Origin of the sequence: Pigmentiphaga soli (assembly GCF_039541095.1) — a bacterium.
GTDB classification, from domain to species: domain Bacteria; phylum Pseudomonadota; class Gammaproteobacteria; order Burkholderiales; family Burkholderiaceae_B; genus Pigmentiphaga; species Pigmentiphaga soli.
Genome location: NZ_BAABFO010000001.1, coordinates 245,993 through 271,863, shown reverse-complemented (window position 1 = coordinate 271,863; position 25,871 = coordinate 245,993). Strand labels below are relative to the sequence as shown.

Annotated in this window: 22 protein-coding genes and 1 pseudogene; 4 read left to right on the top strand and 19 right to left on the bottom strand. The window is 69.1% G+C overall.

All coding sequences use genetic code 11. From position 1 onward, the window contains the following. Positions 1-128 precede the first annotated feature (128 nt). The gene (locus ABD927_RS01410; protein ID WP_345245558.1) at positions 129-1,352 is read left to right on the top strand and encodes a CaiB/BaiF CoA transferase family protein; all 1,224 of its coding nucleotides are present in this window, start codon (positions 129-131) and stop codon (positions 1,350-1,352) included. A 9-nt stretch (positions 1,353-1,361) separates the two neighbouring features. On the opposite strand, the gene ABD927_RS01405 is transcribed toward ABD927_RS01410, so the two are convergent. Further along, positions 1,362-2,135, bottom strand: a complete 774-nt coding sequence (locus ABD927_RS01405) for an enoyl-CoA hydratase-related protein (protein WP_345245557.1) — start codon at positions 2,133-2,135, stop codon at positions 1,362-1,364. 39 nt (positions 2,136-2,174) lie between these two features. Beyond that, positions 2,175-2,942 (bottom strand): SDR family oxidoreductase, encoded by a 768-nt coding sequence (locus ABD927_RS01400; RefSeq protein WP_345245556.1) that lies wholly within the window; start codon positions 2,940-2,942, stop codon positions 2,175-2,177. A 213-nt stretch (positions 2,943-3,155) separates the two neighbouring features. Here ABD927_RS01400 and ABD927_RS01395 point away from each other — a divergent pair, with 213 nt between their 5' ends. Further along, positions 3,156-3,941, top strand: coding sequence for an IclR family transcriptional regulator (locus ABD927_RS01395; protein ID WP_345245555.1), 786 nt, complete (start codon positions 3,156-3,158; stop codon positions 3,939-3,941). 100 nt (positions 3,942-4,041) lie between these two features. Here ABD927_RS01395 and ABD927_RS01390 read toward each other — a convergent pair whose 3' ends face one another. From ABD927_RS01390 to ABD927_RS01320, 15 genes and pseudogenes are all read right to left on the bottom strand, one after another. Further along, positions 4,042-5,205 (bottom strand): CaiB/BaiF CoA transferase family protein, encoded by a 1,164-nt coding sequence (locus tag ABD927_RS01390; protein WP_345245554.1) that lies wholly within the window; start codon positions 5,203-5,205, stop codon positions 4,042-4,044. Then, positions 5,198-5,686, bottom strand: a complete 489-nt coding sequence (locus ABD927_RS01385; RefSeq protein WP_345245552.1) for a MaoC family dehydratase — start codon at positions 5,684-5,686, stop codon at positions 5,198-5,200. Before ABD927_RS01385 ends, ABD927_RS01390 begins: the two co-directional genes overlap by 8 nt. A 45-nt stretch (positions 5,687-5,731) precedes the next feature. Further along, positions 5,732-6,889, bottom strand: a complete 1,158-nt coding sequence (locus tag ABD927_RS01380) for an acyl-CoA dehydrogenase family protein (protein ID WP_345245550.1) — start codon at positions 6,887-6,889, stop codon at positions 5,732-5,734. 130 nt (positions 6,890-7,019) lie between these two features. Then, positions 7,020-9,044, bottom strand: coding sequence for an oxidoreductase (locus tag ABD927_RS01375; RefSeq protein WP_345245548.1), 2,025 nt, complete (start codon positions 9,042-9,044; stop codon positions 7,020-7,022). Beyond that, a complete protein-coding gene (locus tag ABD927_RS01370; protein ID WP_345245546.1) occupies positions 9,041-10,198 on the bottom strand; it encodes an NADH:flavin oxidoreductase/NADH oxidase in 1,158 nt (385 codons plus the stop codon). The genes ABD927_RS01375 and ABD927_RS01370 overlap by 4 nt, the downstream gene beginning before the upstream one ends. 20 nt (positions 10,199-10,218) lie before the next feature. After that, complete coding sequence (locus ABD927_RS01365) at positions 10,219-11,208, bottom strand: Bug family tripartite tricarboxylate transporter substrate binding protein (RefSeq protein WP_345245544.1); 990 nt, start codon at positions 11,206-11,208, stop codon at positions 10,219-10,221. Between the two features lie 275 nt (positions 11,209-11,483). After that, positions 11,484-13,181, bottom strand: a complete 1,698-nt coding sequence (locus ABD927_RS01360; RefSeq protein WP_345245542.1) for an ABC transporter permease — start codon at positions 13,179-13,181, stop codon at positions 11,484-11,486. A gap of 17 nt (positions 13,182-13,198) precedes the next feature. Next, positions 13,199-14,350, bottom strand: a complete 1,152-nt coding sequence (locus ABD927_RS01355; protein ID WP_345245540.1) for an ABC transporter ATP-binding protein — start codon at positions 14,348-14,350, stop codon at positions 13,199-13,201. 28 nt (positions 14,351-14,378) lie between these two features. Next, positions 14,379-15,614 carry a CaiB/BaiF CoA transferase family protein gene (locus ABD927_RS01350; protein WP_345245538.1) on the bottom strand — a complete coding sequence of 412 codons (1,236 nt, stop codon included), beginning with the start codon at positions 15,612-15,614 and terminating at the stop codon, positions 14,379-14,381. A 23-nt stretch (positions 15,615-15,637) separates the two neighbouring features. Continuing rightward, a complete protein-coding gene (locus tag ABD927_RS01345; RefSeq protein ID WP_345245536.1) occupies positions 15,638-16,408 on the bottom strand; it encodes an enoyl-CoA hydratase/isomerase family protein in 771 nt (256 codons plus the stop codon). A gap of 116 nt (positions 16,409-16,524) precedes the next feature. Next, complete coding sequence (locus ABD927_RS01340; RefSeq protein WP_345245534.1) at positions 16,525-17,331, bottom strand: enoyl-CoA hydratase/isomerase family protein; 807 nt, start codon at positions 17,329-17,331, stop codon at positions 16,525-16,527. After that, positions 17,328-18,344 (bottom strand): helix-turn-helix transcriptional regulator, encoded by a 1,017-nt coding sequence (locus ABD927_RS01335; RefSeq protein ID WP_345245532.1) that lies wholly within the window; start codon positions 18,342-18,344, stop codon positions 17,328-17,330. The genes ABD927_RS01340 and ABD927_RS01335 overlap by 4 nt, the downstream gene beginning before the upstream one ends. Beyond that, positions 18,310-19,222: pseudogene (locus ABD927_RS01330) on the bottom strand (LysR substrate-binding domain-containing protein). The gene ABD927_RS01335 and the pseudogene ABD927_RS01330 overlap by 35 nt, the downstream one beginning before the upstream one ends. A gap of 49 nt (positions 19,223-19,271) precedes the next feature. Beyond that, entirely contained in the window at positions 19,272-20,456 is a 1,185-nt protein-coding gene (locus ABD927_RS01325; RefSeq protein WP_345245530.1) for a mandelate racemase/muconate lactonizing enzyme family protein, read from the bottom strand. A 25-nt stretch (positions 20,457-20,481) separates the two neighbouring features. Further along, a complete protein-coding gene (locus tag ABD927_RS01320; protein WP_345245528.1) occupies positions 20,482-21,540 on the bottom strand; it encodes an ABC transporter substrate-binding protein in 1,059 nt (352 codons plus the stop codon). A 475-nt stretch (positions 21,541-22,015) separates the two neighbouring features. Here ABD927_RS01320 and ABD927_RS01315 point away from each other — a divergent pair, with 475 nt between their 5' ends. Together ABD927_RS01315 and ligD are read left to right on the top strand one after the other, a co-directional pair. After that, complete coding sequence (locus ABD927_RS01315) at positions 22,016-22,828, top strand: Na+/H+ antiporter NhaA (RefSeq protein ID WP_345245526.1); 813 nt, start codon at positions 22,016-22,018, stop codon at positions 22,826-22,828. Positions 22,829-22,900: 72 nt separating this feature from the next. Next, positions 22,901-24,004, top strand: coding sequence for a non-homologous end-joining DNA ligase (gene ligD / locus ABD927_RS01310; protein WP_345245524.1), 1,104 nt, complete (start codon positions 22,901-22,903; stop codon positions 24,002-24,004). Here ligD and ABD927_RS01305 read toward each other — a convergent pair. Both ABD927_RS01305 and ABD927_RS01300 read right to left on the bottom strand, forming a co-directional pair. Then, positions 23,976-24,953, bottom strand: coding sequence for a tripartite tricarboxylate transporter substrate-binding protein (locus tag ABD927_RS01305; protein WP_345245522.1), 978 nt, complete (start codon positions 24,951-24,953; stop codon positions 23,976-23,978). The two genes, ligD and ABD927_RS01305, sit on opposite strands and share 29 nt — an antisense overlap. Before the next feature lie 24 nt (positions 24,954-24,977). Beyond that, positions 24,978-25,820, bottom strand: a complete 843-nt coding sequence (locus ABD927_RS01300; RefSeq protein WP_345245520.1) for a TauD/TfdA dioxygenase family protein — start codon at positions 25,818-25,820, stop codon at positions 24,978-24,980. Positions 25,821-25,871: the final 51 nt, after the last annotated feature.

Genomic DNA, 25,871 nt, shown 5'->3' with positions numbered 1-25,871 from the left:
AGCGTAGACCAAAGCGCCGGCGATGGGGAGCCCGGCGCGTGCGCCATCTTGAACGGTCTTCCACCGACGTTTATTATAATGTCCATCGTTCGTAAATATAAACTACCTAATCACCGATCGGAACCAGCATGGCCGGAGCCCTTTCACACATCCGCGTCCTCGACCTGACGCGCGTTCTCGCCGGACCATGGGCGACCCAGACGCTCGCCGACCTCGGTGCCGACGTCATCAAGGTCGAGCGCCCCGTCGCCGGCGACGACACCCGCCACTGGGGCCCGCCGTGGGTGGCCGACGGCGAGGGCCGGCCCACTTCGGACTCGGCCTATTTCACGTCGACCAACCGCAACAAGCGCTCCATCACGGTAGACCTGTCGCGGCCCGAGGGCCAGGCGCTGGTGCGCGAACTGGCCGCCGGCGCCGACGTGCTGGTGGAAAACTTCAAGGTCGGCGACCTGGCCCGCCACGGCCTGGGCTACGAGGACCTGCGCGCCCTCAATCCGCGCCTGGTGTACTGCTCGGTCACCGGCTACGGCCAGACCGGGCCCTACGCCAACCGGCCGGGCTACGACTACGTGTTCCAGGGCGAGGGCGGCCTGATGGGCATCACGGGGGAACGCGAAGACCTGCCCGGCGGCGGCCCGATGAAGGTCGGCATCGCCGTCACCGACGTGCTGACCGGGCTGTACGCGGCGATCGGCATCCTGGCCGCGCTGGAGGCGCGCAACGTCACCGGCCTGGGGCAACACATCGACATGGGGCTGCTCGACACCATCGTCGCCTTCGGCTCCAATCAGATCGCCAATTACTTCGCCACCGGCGTGCCGCCCGGGCTGGTGGGCAACGCCCATCCCAACCTGGCGCCGTACCAGCCGTTCCGCACGGCAGACGGCCGCATCATCGTGGCCTGCGCCAACGACGGGCAATACAAGCGCCTGTGCCAGGTGCTGGACCGCGCCGACCTGGCCGACGATCCGCGCTACCAGACCATGGGCGGGCGTTCCCAGAACCGCGCCGCGCTGTGCGCGCAGATCGAGCGCACCATGCGCGAACACCCCACCTCGTACTGGGCCGGCCGCCTGATCGAGGCCGGCATCCCGAGCGGGCCGATCAACAACTACAAGCAGGTGTTCGAGCATCCGCAGGTGATCCACCGCGGCATGAAGGTGGACCTGCCCCATGCCGGCGGGGGCGTCACCTCGGTCGTGGCCAGTCCGCTGCGGCTGTCGGATACGCCGGTGGAGTACCGGCTGGCCCCGCCCACGCTCGGCCAGCACACGGCCGAGATCCTGCAGCAGGTGCTGGGCAAGTCGTCCGAGGAAATCGAGCGGCTGGCGCGCAAGCGGGTGATCTGAACCCGGGGATCAGCGCCGGAAATCCGGCTTGCGCTTTTCGAGGAAGGCGTTCACGCCTTCGCGCGACTCCTCGGTCTGGTAGAACAGGCTCAGCGCCTGCATGCCCAGCGCGCCGATGCCGCGGATCGACTCCGAATCGGCGTTGAACGAACGCTTGGCGATCGCCAGCGCGGTTGGACTCAGCGCCAGCACCTCCTGGCACCAGCGCGCGACCTCGGCGTCCAGTTCGGCGGGCGGCGCCACTGCGTTGACCAGTCCCATGTCCAGCGCCTGCTGCGCCGAATAGCGCCGGCACAGCATCCAGATTTCGCGCGCGCGCTTCTCGCCCACCACGCGCGACAGCAGCGCGGTGCCGAAGCCGGGGTCGACCGAGCCGACCTTGGGGCCGACCTGGCCGAAGATCGCGGTCTCCGAGGCGATGGCCAGGTCGCAGCAGGTGACCAGCACGTTGCCGCCGCCGATCGCGTAGCCGTTGACGCGCGCGATCACCGGCTTGGGGATGTCGCGGATCGCGCTCTGCAATTCCTCGACCGGCAGGCCGATCGTGCCGCGGCCGTCGTAGCCGCCGTCGTGCGCCGACTGGTCGCCGCCGGTGCAGAAGGCCTTGTCGCCGGCGCCGGTCAGCACCACCACGCCGATGGCCTTGTCCCAGCCGGCGCGGTTCAGCGCGTCGATCAGTTCCTCGCAGGTGCGGCCGCGGAAGGCGTTGTACTTTTGCGGCCGGTTGATGGTGATGGTGGCGACGCCGCCGCCGGCGTGGTAGAGGATATCGGTGTAGTCCATCGTCTCGGTCCTGTTCCTTTCCTTGTATGGCGCCCGGCCTCAGCCGTGCATGGTCAACCCGCCCGACACGCTGATCACCTGCCCGGTCATGAAGCGCGCGTCGTCGCTCGCCATGAAGGCGACGATGCCGTGCAGGTCGTCGGGCTCGCCCAGGCGCTTGAGCGGAATGGCGCGCTTCAGGCCTTCGAACAGCTTCTGGCCGTATTCGCCTTCGTCGAAGAAAGCGCGCAGCAGGGGCGTGTCGGTCGGGCCGGGGCACACGGCGTTGAGCCGGATGCCGTCGCGCGCGTACTCGCGCGCCAGCGTCTTGGTGAAGGCGATGATGCCGCCCTTGCATGCCGAGTACACCGACTCGCCGGAGGAGCCCACGCGGCCGGCGTCGGAAGCGATGTTGACCACCGCGCCGCCGCCGGCGGCCGCCATGTGGGGCAGCACGGCGTGGTGCAGGTTGAGCGGCCCGATCAGGTTGACGGCGATCAGTTGCTGCCAAAGATCGGGCTTGGTATCGAGGAACTTGGCCGGCACGTCCCAGCCGGCATTGTTGACCAGCGCGTCGACGCGGCCGCGGGCGTCGACCACGCCCTGCACCGCCCGCGCCACCGCGGCGTGGTCGGCGATGTCGACCACGGTCTGGCTGCAGCCGCCGGCCGCATCGCCCAGGAAGGACCTCAGGCCCGCCAGGTTGTCGGCGCTCTTGTCGAAGGCGGCGACGTGCGCGCCTTCCTCGATGAAGCGGCGGCACAGCGCCCGACCTATGCCGCCGCCGGCACCCGTGATCAGCACGGTCTTGTCTTTCAATCCACGCATCGCGTCTGTCTCCTACTTTTCGTCGGCCGTCTGCCGGCGGCCTCCGTTCATTCATAATATCAAACCATATTCATATTATGGAACATCGATAGGATGGGCGCAAATGCCGCGCAGCTTGCGCCGCAGTTCCCTGCGGCGGGCGGTCTTTCTTGTATCATTCACCATATTGAACGCCAGTCACTACTCAAGCGCCCACCACCCAGGATTCTTCCCATGAAAGCCGCTACCAGCGCCGCCCCCAAGACCGGCGACGGATCGCCGCGCTCGCTGATGCGCATCCTCGGCATCTTCGACACCATCGCCAAGACCGGAGACGGCATGACGCTGGCCCAGCTCAGCGCCGCGCTCGCCTCGCCCAAGAGCAGCCTGCTGCTGCTGCTGCGCCCGCTGGTCGCCAACGAATACCTGCTGCACGAAGGCGGCCTGTACCGCCTCGGCCCGGGCATCTTCCGCCTAGCCTCCAACGTGTTGTCGGGCCGCGAATTCCCCAAGCTGATCCGCCCCTACCTGGAACAGCTGGCCGAGCGCACCGGCGAAAGCGTGTTCCTGGCCGCCATCGACCACAACGCCCAGGTCGCGACCTACGTGGAATGCATCGACAGCCCGCAGGCGGTGCGCTATTCGGTGCCGCCCGGCACCGTGCGGCCGCTCTACACCTCGGCCGCCGGCCGGCTGCTGCTGGCCTTCCAGGATGACGCCTGGCGCGACGCCTACCTGAAGTCGGTCAAGCTCAAGCCGCTGACCAGGATCACCACGGTCGACCGCACGGCGCTGAAGCAGGAACTGCTGGCGATCCGCAAGGCGGGCGTGGCGGTCAGCATCGGCGAGGCGGTCGAGGGCGCGGCCGGCGTGGCGGCCCCGGTGTTCGACCCGGCCGGCACGGTCAGCCACGCGCTGATGGTGGCCGCGCCGGTCGACCGTTTCAAGAGCGCGCTGCCGGCCCTGAAAAAAGCGGTGATCGAGATCGCGCAAAGCGCCTCCAGCGCCCTCGGCCGCTGACAGCCGGCCGGCCCTGGCGCCTCCGGGACACCGCCGATCCGGCTTCGCCGGTCCGCCGGTGCCGCCTCCTGGGGGCGCGCGAAGCGCGTAAAGGGGTTACCTACGCCATCCGCCGCGTCCACATGTCGGCTTCTTCCCTGCCCAGCCAGCGCGCCAGCGCGGCATGCGCGCTCTCCGGCGTGGCAGCCCGCGGCGGCGTCGGCGTGGCCGGGACCGAGCGCGAAAAGCGCGGCGCCGGCGCCGGCTGCGGCACGCCGTCGACGTCGACGAAGGTGGCGCGCGCCTGCAAATGGGGGTGGGCGAAGGCCTCGTCCAGCGACAGCACCGGCGCCACGCAGGCGTCGGCGCCGTCCAGCAGCGCGCACCACTGGTCGCGCGGGCGTTGCCTGAAGGTCCGTTCCAGCAGTGAGCGCATGCGGGGCCATTGGGCGCGGTCTTCCTGCGCGCCCGGCGGTGCGTCGATGCCGAGCCGCCGCAGCAACTCATCGTGGAACTTGCCTTCGAGTGCCGCCACCGACAGCCATTTGCCGTCGGCGCATTGGTAGACGTCGTAGAAGTAGGCGCCGGAATCCAGCAGATTGGCGCCGCGGCCGGGTGCCAGCATGCCGGCCGCGTGCATGCCGAAGAACGAGGTCATCAGGGATGCGGCGCCGTCGACGATGGCCGCGTCGACCACCTGCCCGCGGCCCGAGCGGCCTGCCTCCAGCAGCGCGGCCAGCATGCCCAGCGCCAGGTACAACGCGCCGCCGCCGTAGTCGCCGATCACGTTGAGCGGCACCGCCGGCGGCTGGCCGGCGCGGCCGATCAGGCCCAGCGCGCCGGTCAGGGCGATGTAGTTGAGGTCGTGGCCGGCGGCGCGCGCCAGCGGCCCATCCTGGCCCCAGCCGGTCATGCGGCCATAGACCAGCTTCGGGTTGGCCGCCAGGCAGGCGTCGGGCCCCAGGCCCAGCCGCTCCATCACGCCCGGCCGGAAGCCTTCGATCAGCGCATCGGCGCCGGATACCAGCCGCAGCGCGAGCGCGCGCGCGTCATCGCGCTTGAGATCGAGCGCGATGGCGTCGCGGTTGCGCAGCAGCAGGTTGTAGCGCAGCGGGCGGCGGATGCCCAGCGCCACCGGCTCGGCGCGGTCGATGCGCAGTACGTCGGCGCCCAGGTCGGCCAGCAGCATGGCCGCCATCGGGCCGGGCCCGATGCCGGCGAACTCGACGATGCACAGGCCGGCCAGCGGCCCGGACCGCGCCCGCGTTTCGCCGTCGTCAGCCATGGCGCGCCGCGCCGTCGCGGCACTTGATCATGCGCAGCGGCGTGTAGGTCAGCACCACCTCGCCCTTCTGGTTGAGCACGCGGTTGCGCGTGCGTACCAGGCCGCGGCCCGGACGGCTCTTGCTGAGCCGCGCCTCGATCACCTCGCATTCGACGTGCAGCGTATCGCCGGCGAACGCCGGGCGCTCGATATCGAGTTCCATGTTGAGGAAGGCCAGGCCGGTGTGCTGCATCGTGGCCTGCACCAGCAACCCTTCGGCCATACAGTAGACCAGCGAGCCCGGCGCCACCCTGCCCTTGATGTCCGACGAACTCTTGACGAATTCCATGTCGGTGAACAGCACCTCGGTCATGTGGATCACGTTGATGAACGCGCAGATGTCGGCGTCCTGAATGGTGCGGCCGACGGTCCGGAATTTCCGGCCCAGTGGCAAGTCCTCGAAGTTCAGGCCCAGGCCCAGCAATTCGATCGATTCCGTCACGTTGGCGTCTCCTTGGATGATGTGCGGCCGGGTTCGCGCCCGCGCTCAGGCCGGCGCCCGGCCCAGCAAGCTGTTGGCAATGATGTTGCGCTGGATCTGGTTGGTGCCTTCGATGATCTGCAGCACCTTGGCGTCGCGGAAGTAGCGGTTGATCGGATACTCGGCCGACACGCCCGAGGCGCCGAACAACTGCACCGCATCGGTGGCGACCCGCATCGCGGTGTCGCTGGCGAAGCATTTGGCCATCGCCGAGCAGGCCGCCAGTTCGGCCCCGGTTACGCCCGCGTCGACCAGCGACGCCGCCTTGTAGACCAGGTTGCGCGCGGCCTCGGTCTGCATCTGCATGTCGGCCAGCATCCAGCGGATACCCTGGAAATGGCTGACCTTGCGGCCGAAGGCCTCGCGTTGCTGCACGAAATCGACCGCGTGGTCGATCGCGCCCTGCGCCAGCCCGACGCCGCGCGCGCCGATCAGCGGACGGCTCTGGTTGAAGGCCTCCATCACCACCTTGAAGCCCTGCGGGCTTTCGCCGCCTAGCCTGCCATCGTCGGGCACGAACACATCGTCCAGGAACACCGGGCAGGACGGCACGCCGCGCGCGCCGATCTTCTCTTCCTTGCGGCCGATCTCCAGGCCGGCGGCGCCGCGCGGGACGATGAACAGATTGATGCGCGCGGCCTCGCCTTCTTCGGCGATCTTTGCGGCGACCAGGATGAAGTCGGCAATGTGCGAATTGGTGCACCAGATCTTGGAGCCGGCGATGCGGTAGCCGCCGTCGACGCGACGGGCGCGCGTTTTGATGCGGGCCACGTCGGAGCCGCTTTGCGGCTCGGTGCTGGCGAAGGCGCCGCGCAACTCGCCCGCGGCCAGGCCGGGCAGCAGGCGCTCCTTCTGCTCTTCGGTGCCGCCGGCCAGGATGGCGCCGAACGGAACCCATTGCACCAGCAGCAGGTAGGCGGTGTTGTAGCAGACGCGGCCCAGTTCCTCGATGGCCACGCAAGCCGACAGCATGCTGCCGGCGCCGCCGTAGCGTTCGGGAAAGGGCAGCGTGAACAGGCCCAGTTCTTTCAACAGGTCGAACATGTCTTGCGGGTATTCGGCGTTGCGGTCGATCTCGTCGGCGCGGCGGGCCACGCGTTCGCGCGCGATCCGCCGCACCAGATCCTGGATCTGGGTCTGGTCGGCATTCAGGGGAAATGTCACGGCTCGTCTCCGGCGCCCGCAGGCGTCGCGTTGGTATTCATTATTATGAACTATGTTCATCAAATTAAACCAACGGGAGGCAATGCTGTCAAGGCGGCGGAGACGGCCGGGAATGCGTTGCCGCCTGCCTTCAAAGGCTGGCCGCCAGCCGCGCCGCCTGTTCGATCGCGCGCGCGGCGTCGAGCTCGGCCGCCGCCTGCGCGCCGCCAATGCGATGACAGGCGATGCCGCGCGCGGCCAGTCCGTCGGCCAGCGTGCGTTCGGGTTCCTGGCCGGCGCACACGATCACGCTGTCCACGTCCAGCACCCGCTCCCGGCCGGCCACGCTGCAGTGCAGGCCGGCGTCGTCGATGGCGACGTAGCGCACGTCGTCGAGCATCTGCAGGCCGGCGCGGCGCAGCGCGGCCTTCAGGATCCAGCCGGTCGTCCTGCCCAGCCGGGCGCCGGAGCGTCCCGGCGAACGCTGCAGCAGGAAGACATCGCGCGATGCCGTGGCCGGCGCGCCGCCGGAGACGCCGATCTCCCATGCGCGCAGGAAGCGTTCGGGCGACAGCGATTCGCGCGGGTCCAGCAGCAGGAAGGCGGCCACGTCGAAGCCGATGCCGCCGGCGCCGATGATGGCCACGCGCCTGCCCGCCGGCCGCCGGCCCAGCAGCACGTCGGCGTAGGACAGCACCTTGGAATGGTCGATGCCGGCGATGGCGGGCACACGCGGCACCGCGCCGGTGGCGATGACGATCTCGTCGAACCCGCCGGCCGCCAGCGCGGCGGCATCGACGCGATGGCCGAGCGTCAGCGCGACGCAGGCGTCGTCCAGCGCCTGCCGGAAGTAGCGAAGCATCTCGTCGAATTCGCTCTTGCCTGGCACGGCGCGCGCCAGCCGCAACTGGCCGCCCGGTTCCGCGTCGGCCTCGAACAGATGCACGCGATGGCCGCGGCGCGCGGCGTCGATGGCGCAGCGCATGCCGGCCGGCCCGGCCCCCACCACGGCGATCGACTTGGCCCGCGCCGCGGGCGGCGCATCGAATTCGATCTCGCGGCCTGCCTGCGGATTGACCAGGCAGCTGGCGGACCGCCCGGAAAAGATGCGGTCCAGGCAGGCCTGGTTGCAGGCAATGCAGGAATTGATCCGTCGGGCCTCGCCGCGCCGTGCCTTGCGCGCGAAGGCCGGGTCGGCCAGCAGCGGCCGCGCCAGCGACACCAGGTCGGCGTCGCCGGCGGCCAGCAGCGCCTCGGCGACCTCGGGAGTATTGATGCGGTTAGAGGCGATCACCGGCACATGCACCGCCTGCTTCACGTGACGTGCCGCGAAGGCCCACGCCGCGCGCGGCACGGCGGCGGCGATGGTCGGCACCCGCGATTCGTGCCAGCCGATGCCGGTGTCGATCGCGTGTGCGCCGGCCTCTTCCACCGCGCGCGCCAGCCGCGCGGTCTCGCTTGCGGTCATGCCGCCCGGCACCAGGTCGATCGCCGAGATCCGGTAGATGAGCAGGAAATCGGCGCCCGCCGCGCGCCGTATCGCGCGCACGATGTCCACCGCCAGGCGGATCCTGTTATCGAAGCCGCCGCCGTATTCGTCGGCGCGGTCGTTGGTGCATGGCGCGGCGAACTGGTTGATCAGATAGCCTTCGGAGCCCATGACCTCGACGCCGTCGTAGCCGGCCTCGCGCGCCAGCGCCGCGCAGCGCGCGTAGTCGGCCACCGTTGCGCGCACCTGCGCGGTATCGAGCGGACGCGGCGCGAAGGGCGTGATGGGCGACCGCCGCGCCGACGGGCCCACGCACAGCGCATGGCGCGCGTAGCGGCCCGCATGCAAGATCTGCAGCGCGATACGGCCGTCTTCGGCGTGGACGGCGGCGGTCACCGCCCTGTGCGCGGCCAGCGGTGCCCTGTCGGCGAGTACTGGCGCGCCCTCTTCCATCCGGCCCTCGGCATTGGGCGCCACGCCGCCGGTCAGGATCAGCGCCGTTTCGCCGCGCGCGCGTTCGCGGTAGAAGGCCGCCAGCCGTTCGACCGGGCGGTCCAGCAACTCGATCCGGGTATGCATCGCGCCCATCACGATGCGATTGCGCAGCGTGAGCGGGCCGACGGCGAGCGGCGAAACCAGCAGCGGATAGGCAGACGGATCGCCCTCCCCGGGGCAGGCCCCGCTCATCTGCCCTCTTCCTCCTCCGCCACCGGCGGCCAGCCGGTCTTGACGCGCCGGTCCAGCCACCAGCCATACTGCGTCGGCATCATCGCGAAGCCCGGATCCGCGCCCAGTTCCTGCGCCGCGTGCGCGGGCCAGAACGGGTCGTACAACAGTTCGCGCCCGATGGCCACCAGGTCGGCGCGGCCGTCGGCCAGGATGGCCTCGGCCTGGCGGGCGTGCAAGATCAGGCCGACCGCCGCGGTGGCGATGCCGGCATCGCGCCGCACCCGCTCCGCGTAAGGCACCTGAAAGCCCAGCCGGCTCACGCGCCGCGACGAGGTGGGCGAGCGGATCGCGATACCGCTGGCCGAGCAATCGACCAGGTCGACGCCGCGCGTCTTCAGTTCGCGCGCCAGCGCCACCGTGTCGTCCAGCGTCCAGCCGCCCTCGTCGACCGCCGACACCCGGAAGAACAGGGGCTTGTCGTCCGGCCATGCCGCGCGCACGGCCTCGGTGACCTCCAGCGCGAACCGCATGCGGTTGGCGAGACTGCCGCCGTAGCGGTCGCCGCGCCGGTTGGAAGCGGGCGACAGGAACTGGTGGATCAGGTAGCCGTGCGCGCCGTGAATCTCGACCACGTCGAAGCCGGCCGCCAGCGCGCGCCGGGCCGCCGCCGCCCACGCCTCGATCACGGTATCGATGTCGGCCTGGGTCATCTCGCGCGGCAGCGGCCAGCCGGGCAGGTATTCCACCGCGCTGGGGGCGATGACTTCCCAGTGCGCCTGGCCTTCGACCGGCACGCTGCGGTCCAGCGGGCCGAAGCCATGCCAGGGCTTGAGCGTGCCGGCCTTGCGGCCGGCGTGGTTGAGCTGGATCGCGGGCACCGAACCGTGCGCGCGCAGGAAATCGGTGATGCGGCGCAGCGGGGCCACGTGCTCGTCGCTCCAGATGCCCATGTCGCCCACCGTGCCGAGGCCGCGGCGCTCGGGCTTGGTGGCCTCGGTGAACACCAGGCCGGCGCCGCCCATCGCGAACTTGGCGAAATGCGCGAAGTGCCAGTCGGTCACCATGCCGCCGACCGCGCTGTACTGCGCCATCGGCGAGACCATCACGCGGTTCGGCAGGGTGACGCTGCGTATCGTCAGCGGCGAGAACAGCAGGGGGGAAGATCGCTCCATATCCTCGTCTCGGCCGGCCATCAGTCGATGCGAATGCCCGTGGCCTTGATGACGGGCTCGAAGCGCGTGGACTCCTCGCGCAGGAAGGCGGTGGCCTTGTCGCCGCTGGAATCGGCCACCGGCTCGATGCCGATGTCCTGCAGCTCTTTCTGGAAGGCCTTGTCGCCCATGATCTTGCGGTAGGCCGTGGCCAGCGTGTCGAGCACCGGCTGCGGCAGGCCGGCGGGGCCGAACACCATGTTGTAGGTGTACGAAACCATGCCCGGCAGCCCGGCCTCGATCGCGGTCGGGATGTCGGGCGCGGCGCTCACGCGCTGCTCGGTGGTGACGGCCAGGATCCGCACGCGGCCCGAGCGATGGTAGTTCTGCACCGACGACAGCGTGGCCATCAGCGTCGGCACCTGGCCGCCCAGCAGGTCCTGCACGCTCTGGCCGCTGCCCTTGTACGGGATGTGGACGTAGTCGAGCCCGCCGGCGCGCATCTTGAACAGCTCGCCCGTCAGGTGGTTGATGCTGCCCATCCCGGCCGAGCCGAACGAGTACTTGCCGGGGTTCTTGCGGATCAGGTCGATCAATTCCTTCAGGTTCTTCGCCGGCACGTTCGGATTGACCACGATGCACATCGGGATCACGCCCAGCACCGCGACGGCGGTGAAGTCCTTGACTGGATCGTAGGGCTGCTTGTCCATCGCCAGCGGGCTGATGGAATGCGTGGACGATGTGCCCACCAGCAGCGTGTAGCCGTCCGGCCGGGAACGCGCGACGTCGCTGCTGCCGATGGTGCCGCCGGCGCCGCTCTTGTTGTCGGGCACCACGGGCTGGCCGAGCTCGGCTTCCAGCTTCTGCGCGAAGCGGCGGCCGAGGATGTCGGTCTGGCCGCCCGGCGCGAACGGGATCACCAGCCGGATGGGATGGTCGGGATAGCGGCTTTGCGCCGCCGCCGCCAGCGGCCAGCCAGCCAGTCCGGCGGCGCCGGCAGCGGCCGCGCCGAGGACGTCTCTTCTGTTCATGGGTGTCTCCCCTCTGTTCGGTTCGATCGACGATGGTTTGTTATTTTGCACGACGTTCATAAATATCAACACATTCAAAATTGCGTGTCAACGGCGCCGAGGCACCGGCGAACGACGGCGCGCGGCGCGGCGCGGCGCTGGACGAGGAAGTGGATGAAAACGAGGGAGAAGGGGGACGGCGGCCGACGACGGCGCGCAGAAGGAAGACGGGGAGGAAGCGAAAGGAGAAAAGCGCTCGCCGGACCGCCGCGGCGGCGGTCCGGCGCCAGGCGCGCCTAGCGCAGGCGCGCGTTGCCGCGGCCGATCACGGTCGCGAACAGCACGACGACGACGTTCATGATGGCGAACCCGCCGGCCAGCGCGGCCAGGTTGCCCCAGGTGCCGGATTCCCATGCCGACAGGATCACGAAGCCGATGACAGGCCGGCCCAGGCCGGACAACAGCGCCGAAGCCGTGACTTCGCCCGCGATCAGCACGAACAGCAGGGCCCAGCCGGCCACGATGCCAGGCAGAATCAGCGGCAGCGCGATGGTGCGGAAGGCGCGGGCGTCGGAAGCGCCGGCCACTGCCGCGGCCTCGCTCAGCTCACGCCCGACTTGCGCCACGGCCGAGGTGGCCGTGATCGAAGCCTGCGGCAGGTGGATGACCACGTAGACCAGCAGCAGCAGCGTAACGGTGCCGCCCAGGCTGAACGGCGGCCCGGCCAGGGCCAGCAGGAAGCCGACCGCCAGCGCCAGATGGCTGAAAGCCGCCGGGAGCTTCATCACGCCGTCGACGAAACGTCCGAAGACATTGTCGTGGCGGACCGCGAACAGCGCGATCATCGAGGCCGCCAGCATCGCGATCATGCCGCCGAATATGCCGTACAGCATGCTGCTCATGAAGGCCGCCCGCGTCAGCTGGTCGGCCACGTAGACCTCATGGAAATTGATCAGCGACAGTTCGCCGAACACGATGGAGCCCGTCCAGAACGGCTGCAGCGCCACCACGATCAGCGCTCCCAGCGGCAGCACCGCCGCGCACATGAAATAGGCGAACAGCGCCGCCCACGCGAGCCATCGCCACGGCCCCAGCCGCACCGGCGTCCAGCGCGCGCCCTTGCCGGCGATGGCGGAAAAGCGCCCGCCCGCCACCAGCCGCCGCTGGAACGACCACATGATGGCGATCGCCACCAGCACGAACACCGTCATGACCGCCGCCTGGTCCAGGCGCGGCGGGATCTCGGCATTGAGCATGCGGAAGATGCGCACCGAGATGACGCCTATGCCGGCGCGCTCGGCCACGATCACCGGGATCGAATAATTCGCGAAGCCGGTGATCAGCGCCAGCAGCGCGCCGCTCACCAGGGCCGGCGCGATGGCCGGCAGGCTGATCTTCCACAGCGTGGTCCAGGCGCTGGCGCCGGAAGTTCGCGAGGCTTCTTCGATCGAACTGTCGACATTCCTCAGCGCGGCCGCCACCACCAGGTACACGTAGGGTACGGAATGGATGGTGTAGAGGAAGATCACGCCGGTCCAGCCGGCTATCTGCACGCCGGCGTCGATCCCCAGCCGTCCCAGCGTGGCCGCCAGCGCGCCGTTGATGAAGCCGGTGCCGGGCGCGCCCAGAAACACCCAGCCAATGGCGAACGCGATCGACGGCACCAGCAGCGGCACGATAGGCAGGATGTCGCCAATCAGTCCGAGGCGGGCGTCGGTACGCTCGTTGAGCCAGGCGATGCCGCCGCCGAACACCAGCGCCAGCACCGAGCTGGTGCCGACGATGACCACGGTATTGAACACGGTCTGCGCCAGCCACGGCGCGCCGAACACCTGGGACACGGCGGCCAGGCTGGGCGTGCCGGCCGGCGCCACCGCCACCCATAGCATCCGCAGCAGCGGATAGACCACCAGCAGCATGACGGCGACGGCCAGCAGCACGGTCAATACGTCGAAGGCGGATGCCTGGCGCAGCGCGCGGGCGTTCAGACGCATGATGTCTACCCCGCCCGTCATTGCCCGGCGGCCGCGCGGCCGTCGGACAGCAGCACCAGATTCTTCGGGTCGATGCCGATCCAGGCGGATTCTTCCGACGCCGCGATGTCGGAGCGAGGCACCGCGGCGCGGATCCGCTCCTTGCCTACCAGCAGCGTGAATTCGACATTGGCGCCGAGAAAGGCCTTGGACTCGATCACGCCGGCGAAGCCGTTGACGGCGGACGGTGCCTCGCGGCCGATGGCGATCACCTCCGGCCGCGCCATGACGGTGACCGGCGCGTCGGGCGCCACCTGCGGCCAGCCCGCCGGCAGCACCGCCGGCACGCCGACCTGCACGTCGCCGAACGACGTGCGCACCGTTACCCGTTCGCGATCGCAGGCGGCTACCCGGCCCGGCCACAGGTTCGCGCTGCCGATGAAGCTGCCCACGTAGGGCGACACCGGATGATGGTAGATTTCCTCCGGCGCGCCGATCTGTTCGATGCGGCCGTCGTCGATCAGCGCCACCCGGTCGGCGATCGCCATCGCCTCCACCTGGTCGTGCGTCACGTACAGCCCCGAAAAGCCCAGGGCGCGCTGCATGCGCGAAATCTCGGCGCGCAGCTGTTCGCGCACCTTGGCATCGACGTTCGACAAAGGCTCGTCGAACAACACCACGCCGGTGCGCGGCACGACCGCGCGCGCCAGCGCCACGCGCTGTTGCTGGCCGCCAGAGATCTGGCCCGGATACTGCCGCGCCAGCGCGGCCAGCCCGACCATGGACAAGGCCTCCATGACTGACGCTTCGATTCTGCCGCGGTCGGCGCCGCGGCAACGCAACGGGTAGGCCACGTTATCGAACACCGTCATGTGCGGCCATAGGGCGTAGGTCTGGAACACCATGCTGATCGGCCGCCTGTTCGGCGGCACGAAGATGCCGCGGCGCGAGGAGAACACCACCTGCCCGTTGATCGAGATCTCGCCCTCGTCGGGCCGCTCCAGGCCGGCGATGCAGCGCAGTAGCGTGGTCTTGCCGCAGCCGCTCGGGCCCAGCAGCACGACCATTTCGGCGCTGCCGACGGTGAAGCTGGTGTCGTTGACCGGTACGACCGGCTTGCCGCCGCCGCGCCGCAGGTAGCGCTTGGTCAGCCCGGCGACCTCGATGCGCGCGTCCGTTGCGTTGTCCATGAGCTTGCCTTTTTCCTCCATGCGCCGTTCAGTGGGCCACGCCGCGCCGGCGCAGGCCTTCCAGCACGGCGGGATCGATACCGAGCTCGTCCACCAGCACCGCGTCGGTCGACTCGCCCAGATGCTCGCCGGTCCAGCGGATCGCGCCCGGCGTTTCGGAAAAGCGGAACATCACGTCGGGCATCCGCATGCGGCCGAAATCCTTGTCCTCGATCTCCCGGATGAAACCGGCGGTCTTGATGTGCGGATCCTCGAAGATCTCGTCGACCTCGAGGATGGGGCCGATGGTCACGTCCTGTTCCTCGGCGATCCGCAGGATCTCGTCGCGGGTGTGGCGCGCCATCCATTCCTCCATCGGCGGCTCCAGCAGATGGGCATGCTGCAGGCGGCCCACGCCCGTCTGGAACCAGGGCTCCCGCTCGAAGTCGGGACGCTCGACCATGCGCATCATGTCGCGCGCCGCCTTGAAAGTGGCTGCCGCCACGCTGACCCACTTGCCGTCCTTGGTGCGGAACGAACGGCGCGGCGCCGAGCCGTTGGAGCGGTTGCCGGTGCGGGTCTCCTTGTAGCCGACCTGGTCGTAGGTCACCAGCGGCCGCATCATTACCGTCAGCAAGGGCGCCAGGATGGAGGCTTCCACCACCTGCCCGCCGCCGCCGCGCGCGTCGCGGTGGTACAGCGCCATCAGGATGGCCGAGGTCAGGCACATGCCGGCGATGATGTCGCCGATGGCGAACATGGTCAGCAGCGGCGGGCCGTCGGGTTCGCCCGTCAGCGACGGGAAGCCGGCCAGCGATTCGAGGTTGGAGCCGAACGCCGGCCGGTGCGAATACGGGCCGCGCGGACCGTAGCCGCTCAGCCGCGTCAGGATGATGGCGGGATTGACCGCCCGCAGGCGCTCGTAGCCGAGGTCCCATTTCTCCAGCGTGCCGACGCGGAAGCCGTCGACCACCACGTCGGCGGTCCTGACCAGTTCGAGGAATACCTCGCGCGCCTGCGGGTCGCCCAGGTACAGGCCGACGCTGCGCTTGTTGCGGCCCAGCGCCTTCCATCCCACGCCCATGCCCTGCTTCTTCTGCCCCAGGTCGCGGAAGCCGTCGCCCTTGTCCGGATGTTCGATCTTGATCACCTCGGCGCCGTAGTCGCCCAGGATGGCACAGGCCGTCGGGCCGGCAATGATGTTGCACAGTTCGACGATGCGCACGCCTGCCAGCGGTCCGGCCGGCGCTGCGCCGGGCTCGGGGGCGGATGATTGCGTCTGCATGGAATGCTCCGGAAAGGGCCGGCCTAGCGGCCGGTGAAGTTCGGCGCGCGTTTCTCCAGGAAGGCGCGACGCGCCTCCTGGAGGTCTTCGCTCTGTTCCTGCGGCCACACGTAGTCGAGGTATTCGTGCTCGTCGTCGTGCGCCTTGGTGCGCGCCGCCGCATAGTGGCCGCGCTTGACGGCGCGCACGTACAGCGGCGGGATCTGCTTGAGCAGTCCGGCCCAGCGCAGCGCCTCGGCATGCAGCTCGGCATCGGGTACCACCGCGTTGACCAGTCCCAGTTCGTAGGCGCGGCGAGCGCCCACCAGGCGCCCGCCCTGCCAGCCGAGCAGCGCGAACTCCAGGCTGGCCTTGAACGGCATGAAGGGCTTGTATTCCAGCGGCTTGATCGCCACGCCGGCCTTGGCCTCCGGAAAGCCCAGCACCGCGCTTTCGGCCGCGATGCTGATGTCGCAATGCCGGATGCCCAGCACGTAGCCGGCACCCAGCGCATAGCCGTGGATCGCCGCCACGATGGGCTTGAAGACCTTGACGCCGTTCTCGGGCAATGCCTGGTGGGTCTGGAATGGCACCGCGGGATCGACCGCGCCGGGCGAAATGTCGCGCCCCGCGCAAAACGCCTTGCCGGCGCCGCTCAGGATGCCGACCCGCACCTGAGGATCGCGCTCGAATTCCTTCCACATGTCGCGCAGCGCGTCGGCCATGCCGCCGTTCATCGCGTTCAGCTTCTCGGGCCGGTTCAGCGTGATGTGCGCGATTCCGTCCCGTACTTCGTACAGCAAGGGCTCGGCCATGGCTGGGCTCCACAGGCTGTTGGCATCCCGGGCATGGTAGGACCCGCGCGCCTGCCGGCGCTTATCGTGGGATCGCCGCATTTACCGGGGAGTCTTTTTTTTGGCGGGCTCGGCCGTTAGCGGCCCTTGCCGGCGCGGTCCAGGAACGCTTGCACCGAGGCGCGGTGGTCGCCTGTGCCATAGCAGATCGCCTGCGCCTGGGCCGACGCCGCGAGCGACTGTTCCAATGTGGTTTCGAAGCTCGCGTCGAGGAGGGATTTGGCCAGGCCGATGGCCGCCGGCGGCCGCCCGGCCAGTTCGCCGGCCCAGCGCCGGGCGTCGTCGAGCAGCGCGCCGGATGGGGCCACGCGATCGGCCAGGCCGATGCGCAGCGCCTCGTGCGCGTCGACCATGTCGCCGGAAAACACCAGGGCCTTGGCGCGCGCCAGTCCCACCCTGCGCGGCAGGAAATACATGCCGCCGCCATCGGGCACCAGCGCGCGGTGGACGAAGCTCATGCCGAAACGCGCGGCTTCGCCGGCTACGATGAAATCGCAGGCCAGCGCGATGTCGCAGCCAAGGCCGGCGGCCGCGCCATTGACCGCCGCCAAGGTCGGGATCGGCAATCCGTGCAGTCGCAGGATGGACTGCTGGCTGACGCGCAGCCGCCGCCAGCCGTCGACGCCGATCGCGCCGGGCGGCACCGCCAGCCGGGCCGGCATCTCACCCACGTCGGCGCCGGCGCAAAAAGCCCGCCCGGCGCCGGTCAGCACCAGCGCGCGGATGCCGCGGTCGCGCTCGATCGCGGCCAGCGCATCGGCGAAGCGCTGGCGCAGCTCGGCATCGAAGGCGTTGAGCGAAGCCGGTCGGTTGAAAGTCAGCACGGCCACGCCGTCGTCGCCACATTCGAGCGCGAGCGGGCCGGTTGCGTCGGGCATGCTCATCGCGCCGCCCTCCAGTCCGCGCCTGCCGGCACATGCGCCACCGGTGCCCGCTGGGCCGCGGCGACGTCGCACGCCGGCAGCCTTTCGACCGCCTGGCGGTACTGGCTGGGCGATACGCCGCAATGCTCCCTGAAGAACCGGCTGAAGTGGCTTTGCGCGTTGAAACCCAGATCATCGGAAAGCTGCCGCAGCGCCCTGCCGCCCGCGCCCAGGCCGGCAATCGCGGCGTCGATGCGCAAGGCATTGACGTACAACGCCGGGGTCAGATGCATGGACTGGCGAAACAGCTTGAAGAAATGCGCGCGCGACAGGCAGGCTTCGGCCGCCACGGTATCCATGTCGAGTTCGGCGCCGACGTGGCTGCGCAGATAATCGATGGCCTTGCGGATGCGCGCATCGCAGGCGCGACGGACCACGCCGAAGCCGGCATGCCCTTGCGGCAGCGGCTGGTGGGCCAGCAGCGTCTCGAGCAGCACGGCCAGCCCGGCTTGCAGTGCGGCCTCGTCCATTCCTTCATGCTGCGCCATCAGCGTGGCCAGCCGCTCGGCCAGCACGCGCAGGCCCGGCGGCAACGCGACGCACGCGCGGCCCCAGCGCACGGCCGGCGGAAGGCCGGCGGCGGCCAGCCAGCCGGGCTCGGCATACAAAGCCAGCAACAGCTGTCTTTGCTGGCCGGCGGGCGGCCGGTAGGCGTGAGGTTCCCACGCGTTCATCAGCACGGCCTGCCCGGGCGCCAGGGGATATCGCTGGCCGCGGACATCGACCGCCCCGCCGGCGCCCGCCACCGGCAACAACAGATGCAATTGACCGCGCGCGTGCAGCGCCAGCGCCGTATCCATCGACAACAACTCGAGGCGGCCGAACCGCCCCTGCACAATCCGTATCGCTGTGGACATCGTGTCTCCGTTATCGAATCCGGCCGGCGCCTCGCAGGCGTCCGGCTCATGCCCGGCATGCGGGATACCGCACGCCGGGAGGTCATGCCAGCGTTCCGGGCAGCGCCTCCCCGTCACCGTCCAGCGAAGCCAGCACTGTGCGCACTTCCTGGAAAAACACCCGCGCCAGCGCAGCGTGCGGACCGCGCTCGCGCCAGATCACGCCGATGCGCCGCACCGGCACCGCGCCCGGCAGAGCGATCGTCGCGATCGACATGCCATGCGGCCACAGGCACGACCAGTCCGGCACCAGCGCGATGCCCAGGCCCTGATCGACCAGCGCCGCGATGGTGGCCAGGTTGTCGACCTCCAGCCGCTGGTGCGGCCGGATACCCTGCGCCTGCAGATAGCGCTCCGCCAGCCGCCAGACGCCGGCCGAGGGGTCGTAGCGGATGAACGGTTCGGTGCGCAACAGTTCGTGCGGATCGCGGCCCCGCCAGCGAACGATGGGCAGCCACCACGAACCGCCGCTCCATCAGCGGCTGCCAATGGCAGTTCTTGTCCATGCTGAACTGCGGCTCGACTACGATGGCGGCGTCGAGATCGCCGGCGCCGACTCGCCGGCACAGGTCGACCGAAAAGCCGGGCGCGATGTGTACCGACAGCAACGGGTAGGCCCGGCACAGGGCGTTGAGCACGGGCGGCACCACGCGGGTCAGCACCGAGGAAAAGGCGCCGATCCGCAGTTCGCCCAGCGGCGTCGAATCCATCGCCACGGTCCGCAGCGCGCGAGCGTCCTGCAGCAGATCGCGCGCACTCTGCAGGATCCGCATGCCGGCCTCCGTGGCGGTGACCGACCGCCCGGAGCGCCGCACCAGCAGCACGCCCAACTCCTGCTCCAGCGTGCGCACGCGGGCCGCCACCGCAGCCGCCGTCACGTTGAGCCGTCGCGCCGCCTCGGCCAGCGAGCCGCACTCCACGACCAGAACGAAATTCTGCAAGCGCTGTAGATCCATGGGTTCGCCATACGAAAACGCATCGGTACGCAATCGTATGCCAGCGCCGCTAGCGGGCCGGGTGCGCGCGCGCCACGTCCTCGTTGATCTCCGTACCCCAGCCCGGCCGGCGCGACAGCACGAACTCGCCGTTCTCGATGGTGTAGGGATGCGTCAGCAGGTCGGGCAGCCAGGGGACGTGGTCGACGTCGATCTCGAGGATCCGGAAATTCGGAATCAGGGCGCAGAACTGGGAGCTGACGACGTTCGACAGCGGCCCGCTGGAGTTGTGGGAAGCGACATTGACGTCGTATGTCTCGGCCAGCGCGGCCATCTTGAAGGCCTCGGCGAAGCCGTTCCATTGCACGTCCATGATGGCGACGTCGACCGACTGGTGTTCCAGGTAGGGCAGCAGCGCCTTGCGCCCGAGCACCGCCTCGAGCGAACCGATCGGCGTGGTAGTGCCGTTGCGGACCGCCGCCAGCGCCGCCGGATTGTACAGGTCGGCTTCCATCCACCCCATGTTGTACGGCTCCAGCGCATGGGCGATGCGCCGCAGTCCAGCCGGCCTGAAGTTGAAGTTCAGGTCGAGCATCAGCTCGGTCTTCTCGCCGGCCCCCTCGGTGAACGCGCCGAACAGGTCCTTGATGCCGTCCAGCACGGCGCCGTCCAGGTTCAGCTGCGGATGGCCCGGCCCGGTGCCGAAGCCCGCGCGGTGGACGCGCGCCGTGCCGGGGTCGAACAGGATGATGTTGGTCTTGAGCGCCCGGTAGCCCTTGGCGGCCACTTCGCGGCCGAGTTGGCGGACGTCGTCGAGGCTGCGGAGCGCCGGCTTGCCGATCACTTTCTCGAACAGGTCGGGATGCGACGCGCGATAGGTGCCGCAGTGCGACCAGTAGACCGGCAGCCGGTCGCGCACGGCGCCGCCGAACAGATCGTAGACCGGCACGCCGAGCGCCTTGGCCTTGATGTCGAGGCAGGCGTTGACGATGGCGGCGATGGCATGCGCCTGCAGCCCGCCGGCGGTCGGCCGGGTGGTGGCGTACAGCAAGGCCTCGATCCGGCCGACGTCGCGCGGATCCTGGCCGGCCAGCGTCTGGCCCAGGCTGCGGATCAGGTCGGACAAGCCGCGGCGGCCCTTGGACTCGTTGAACTCGGCCCAGCCGGACAACCCTTCGTCGCAGCCGATCTTCAGGAACGATAGCGACTGCCAGCCGCCGTCCACGTGGAAATCTTCGATATGGGTGATGCGCATGGCGGATGCTCCTGGTTGTCCGGCGTCACTGCAGGCCCAGCAAACCCAGCAGGTGCGCCTTGCGGTCGGCCGGGAACGGCGCGTCGACCGGTTGCACCGCCGTCGTGATCGCCGGCAGGCATTTGCCGCGATTCTGGTCGTTCAATAGCAACGATGAGTTGGCCCCCTCCACGCAATTGGCCTGCTGGCCCTCGGGTGTGATGAGCCAGGCCAGGAACACGCGCGCGGCAGCCGGGTGCGGCGCCTTCTCGGTGATCGCCCAATGGCCGTAATTGGCCAGGGCCGGCATGCCCGAGTTGGTAAAGATGTCGCGCACCGTCACCAGTGGCGCGCCGCGCGCGATCACCGGTGCCGAGTGGGTGGTGAACAGGTTGGTGATGAAGGCCGGGCCCGCGCCGCCGGCGGCCACCTCCTGCGCGCCCTGCGAGCCGCCGGCCACCATGCGGTATTGCTGCGCCTTGAGCTTGACCAGGAAGTCGTCGCCGTAGGTCTTGGCCCAGACATCCAGCAGGTACATGAAATTGTCGGTATTGCGTGGGTCTGCCAGCAGCCCGCGCCCCTTCAGCTTGGGATTGAGCACGTCCTTCCAGGCGCGCGGAACCTCGTCGCCCTTGAGCGAATTCTTGTTGTAGGCGAAGGTCATCGGCGTTTCCGTGGTCGTGAAGTAGCGCTCCTTGACGTACTTCTGCGGAATCGTCGGCAACGTGGGCACCAGTTCGGCCGTCATCGGCTTGTACAGCGCCGGCATGTCGCTATAGATCTGCGTGATGTTGGCCTGGATGATGTCGGCCTGGTGCACCCCCGCATTGGTTTCCTGCATGAAGCGCGCCAGCAGCACGCCCGAGCCGCCAGGCCGCAGCGATCTGACACTGATCCCGGGATAGGCCTTGTGGAAGGCCTCCAGCGTCTTCTTGGTGGCAGCCGGATCCTGGGTGGTGTAGAGGTTGACCGTGCCTTCCTTGTTGGCCGCGGCCAGCAGCGCAGGATCCAGGTTGGACACCTGCGCGTGGGCGGCCTGCGCAGCCAGAACGGCGCCGGTCAGCAATGAGCAGCCGAGCGACAGCAACCGGGTCGAATCGAACATTGTCTCCTCCTGTTGTGAATGGCGATAGCACGCCGGGCAACGCTGCCCCGGGCCGGCCCCGCAAGACTGCGGCGAGTCCTGCCGCCGGGGTTGGCCGACGGGCAAGGCCGGTAAACAGAATTTTTTTGCTTGTATCGGAAAAGAAAGCCGTTTCTACCTGCGGCCGCTGGTTGCGTGCCGGCGCCGTGCGGATGCCCGGCAGCCTCGCCTATTCCGAGGCCGGCCCCGCCGGAGGTCTTTGTCCGAGAGAAGGTATCCCCTGGACGACAAAAAGTTTGCCGTAAATACCTTTGGTCAAAGCAAAAAAAACTTTTTGTTTGATGCACGGATCCTTATGCGATTCCACATTCCCGGTCCGCTAGAATTTTTTGCTTTTTATCTCCGCCATGTAGAATGGGCGCCGGGTGTCAGCTGCGCTTTTGCGGCGAGACAGGTTCATGCGCCGGTCGGGCCGCCGCGCGGAGTTTTCGCGGCCATGAACCACCTCCCCCCACGGCAGGATCTGCCGCGCGCCCGGCTGTTGGCCGAGCGCGCCTTCGCCACCATCGAACGCTTCCTCCATATCGAAGCCGTCGGCGGCATCGTGCTGCTGATCGCGGCGGCGCTTGCCCTGGTCTGGGCCAATTCCCCGGCGGCCCATGGCTACCACGCGCTCTGGCACATGCCGCTGTCGGCCGGGCTCGGCAGTTTCGTGTTCTCCCAGCCCCTGCACTTCTGGATCAACGATGCGCTGATGACGGTCTTCTTCCTGGTCGTCGGCATGGAGATCCGCCGCGAGGCCCACGAAGGTGCGCTCAGCGATCCGAGGCAGGCCGCATTGCCCATGGCAGCCGCCATGGGGGGCGTGGCCGTGCCGGCATTGATCTACCTTGCCCTGAACGGCGAACCGGCACGGCAACACGGCTGGGCCGTGCCCACCGCCACCGATATCGCGTTCGCCGTAGGGGTGCTGGCGCTGCTGGGCCGGTCGATCCCCGGCACTGTCCGCGTCTTTCTGCTGGCCCTGGTGGCCGGCAAGCCGCTGGGTGCCATCGGCGTGAGCTGGCTCGTGGTGCGACTTGGCTGGTGCCGGTTGGCGCCCGGTTTGTCCTGGGGCGGCATCTGCCTGGTCGGTCTGTTGGCCGGCGTCGGTTTCACCATGTCCATCTTCATTGCGATGCTCGCCTTTTCCGACGAGAATCTGCTGGGCGCGGCAAAACTCGGTGTACTGCTGGGTTCCCTGGGAGCGGCCTTGCTGGGCCTTGGCTGGGGCCTGGTGTACGCCAAGCGGCTACGCGAACAAGCCTGATGCGTTCGAACGGGGCCGTAGCGGGCACGCCGCTTGCTGGAAACCGCGCCGTTCCCCGGAGGAAATCCGCCGATGGCGACCGCCGCCAAACGTCGAAGCTCACCACGCGGCCGCACCGCAACGCAAGAGGCCGCGCTGCCGCCGCAGGCCGTACCGGCGCCGCTGCCGGCTACCCTGCAGCCGCAACTTGCCACGCTGGTCGACGCGCCGCCGGCCGACGGCGGCGATTGGTTCTACGAAGTCAAGTTCGACGGCTACCGCCTGCTGGCCCGCATCGAAGATGGCCAGGTGCGGCTGGTGACGCGCAACGGCAACGACTGGACCGCCCGCATGCCCGACCTGGCCGCGGCGCTGGCGCAGGCTGGCTGGCCCGACGGCTGGTACGACGGCGAAATCGCCGTGCCCGACGAAAACGGCATTCCCGATTTCCAGGCCCTGCAGAATGCGTTCGATTCCACGCGCACGCAACGCATCGTGTACTACGTGTTCGACGTGCCGTTCTGCAACGGCTACGACTTGCGTGGCGTACCGCTGAGCGAGCGGCGGCGGCTGGTGGAGGCGCTGTTCCGGCACGAGGTGCCGGCCGCGATCCGGCTCAGCGGCATCATCTCGGCCGACGCCGCCAGCGTGGTGCGCTCGGCCTGCCAGATGGGGTTGGAGGGCGTGATCGGCAAGCGCAAGTCATCCATCTACACGGCGCGGCGCTCGGCGGACTGGATCAAGCTGAAATGCTCGCAGCGCCAGGAGTTCATCATCGGCGGCTACACCGATCCGCAAGGCGCGCGCAAGGCATTCGGCTCGCTGCTGCTGGGCGTGCACGACGAACACGGCGCGCTGCGCTACGTGGGCAACGTCGGCACCGGCTTCAGCGAACGCAGCCTGGAAGAACTCAGGCACAAGCTGGCGGCGTACGTCACCGAGGAATGCCCGTTCGCCAACCGGCGCGGCATCCTCAAGCGGGCGCATTGGGTCGAGCCCGTGCTGCTGGCCGAGGTGTCGTTCGGCTCGTGGACGGATAACGGCCATATCCGCCATTCGGTCTTCCACGGGCTGCGGGCCGACAAGCCCCCGCGCGCCATCGTGCGCGAAGCGCCGGCGCATGCGCGCGGCCCGGCGGCCGCGCGCGGCAAGGCGGGCAGCGGCGGGCCTAGTCGACCGTCACGCCGGCGGCCCTGATGACTTTTTCCCAGCGGCTGTAGTCGCGCTGCAGATAGGCGGCGAATTCCTGCGGCGAGCTGCCCATCGGGATGCCGCCCATGCCTTCGATGCGGGTGCGGACCTGGGGCTTGGCCAGCGCGGCGGCCACCGCCGCGTTGAGCCTGCCGACGATGGCCGGCGGCGTGCCGGCCGGGGCCAGCATGCCGATCCACGGCGCGGTTTCCTCGAAGCCGGGCAGGCCCACCTCGGCCATGGTCGGCACGTCCGGGAACTGCGGCAGGCGCTGCGCGGTGGCCGCCGCCAGCACCTTCAGCTTCCTGGCCTGGCGGGCCTCCGCCACGCCGACGATGGGATAGAACATGAAGTCGACCCGCCCCGCCATCACGTCCAGCAGCGCGGCGCTGGTGCCGCGGAACGGCACGTGCAGCATCTTCTGGTGCAGCGTGGTGGCCAGCAGTTCGCCCGCCAGGTGGCCCGAACCGCCGGTGCCCGACGAACCGAAGGTCACGCCCTGCGGCTTGCTGCGGATCAACTTGACCAGATCGCCCATGGTTTGCACAGGCGCATCGTAGGCCGTCACCACGATCAGCGGCGTGGTGGCAACGCTGGCGATCGGCGCGAAGTCCTTCTGCGGGTCGTAGCCGGCGCGCTCGCGCTGCAGGATGGGATTGACGTTGTGTCCCACCGCCGCGAACAGCAGGCTGTAGCCGTCGGGCGCGGCCGCGCGGATCTCGCGCGCGGCGACCATCGAGCTGGCGGCGCCCTGGTTCTCCACGTATACCGTCTGCCCCAGCGTGGCCGACATGTCCTGCGCCAGCACGCGGGCGATCACGTCGGTCGGTCCGCCCGACGCATAGGCGACCAACAGCCGGATCGGCCGCGCCGGATAGCCGTCCTGGGCCGCGGCGGGAGCGGCGCAAGCACCGGCCAGCGCCAGCGCGGCGAACTTTCGGAAGAAGTTCTTCATGGTGTCTCTCTCCTTTGCGGCGTGTCAGAAAGGCCGGTCTCCGTTGATCTGGATGCGGCGCATCACGCGCCGGAACGATCCGGTGTCGTTGATGGCCAAGTGCTGGGTGCAACGGTTGTCCCAGAACGCCACTGCCCCCGGCGTCCAGCGGAAGCGGCACGAAAACTCGGGCCGCGAGCCCTGCTCGAACAGATACTTCAGGAGCGGCGCGCTCTCCTCTTCGGTCATGTGCTCGAACGACACGGTGGTCGCGCGGTTCACGTACAGCGCCTTGCGGCCGGTCTCCGGGTGGGTGCGCACGACCGGATGATGATTGGCCGTCTCGCTCCACTTTTCTTCGATGCGGATCTTGGTGGCGCGGGCTGCGTTGAGCTGCTGCGCCGGGCCGGACACGAGGCGGTCGGTATGCAGCGCGCGCCGGCCCTCCAGCATGCTCTTGAATCCCGCGGACAGCGATTCGTAGGCCAGGTACTGGTTCGAGAACAACGTGTCGCCGCCGTAGGGCGGCACTTCCACGGCGTACAGCACCGAGCCCATCGGCGGCTCGGGCACGTGGGGGGTGTCCGAATGCCAGTATTCGCCCACCACGCGGCGATCGCCGGGTTCGCGGACGATGTCGATGACGGCGGGATCGGCCCTGGAGCCGGCGAAGTACGGGTGCAGGAACAGCTCGCCGAAGCGGCGCGCGAAGGCCTTGTGGCGCTCGGGGTCCAGGCTCTGGCCCCGAAAGAAGATCACGCAGTGGTCCAGCAATGCCTGGCGGATGGCGGCCACGGTCCCGTCGTCCAGATCGCGGGAGAGGTCCACGCCCTCGATCTCGGCGCCCAGGGCGGTGGCAACGGGTTTTATCGTCAACGGGCTGTTCACGGTCGGTCCTGTATCGCGTTGCGGTATCGCCTTGCATGCGGCGGCGCATGG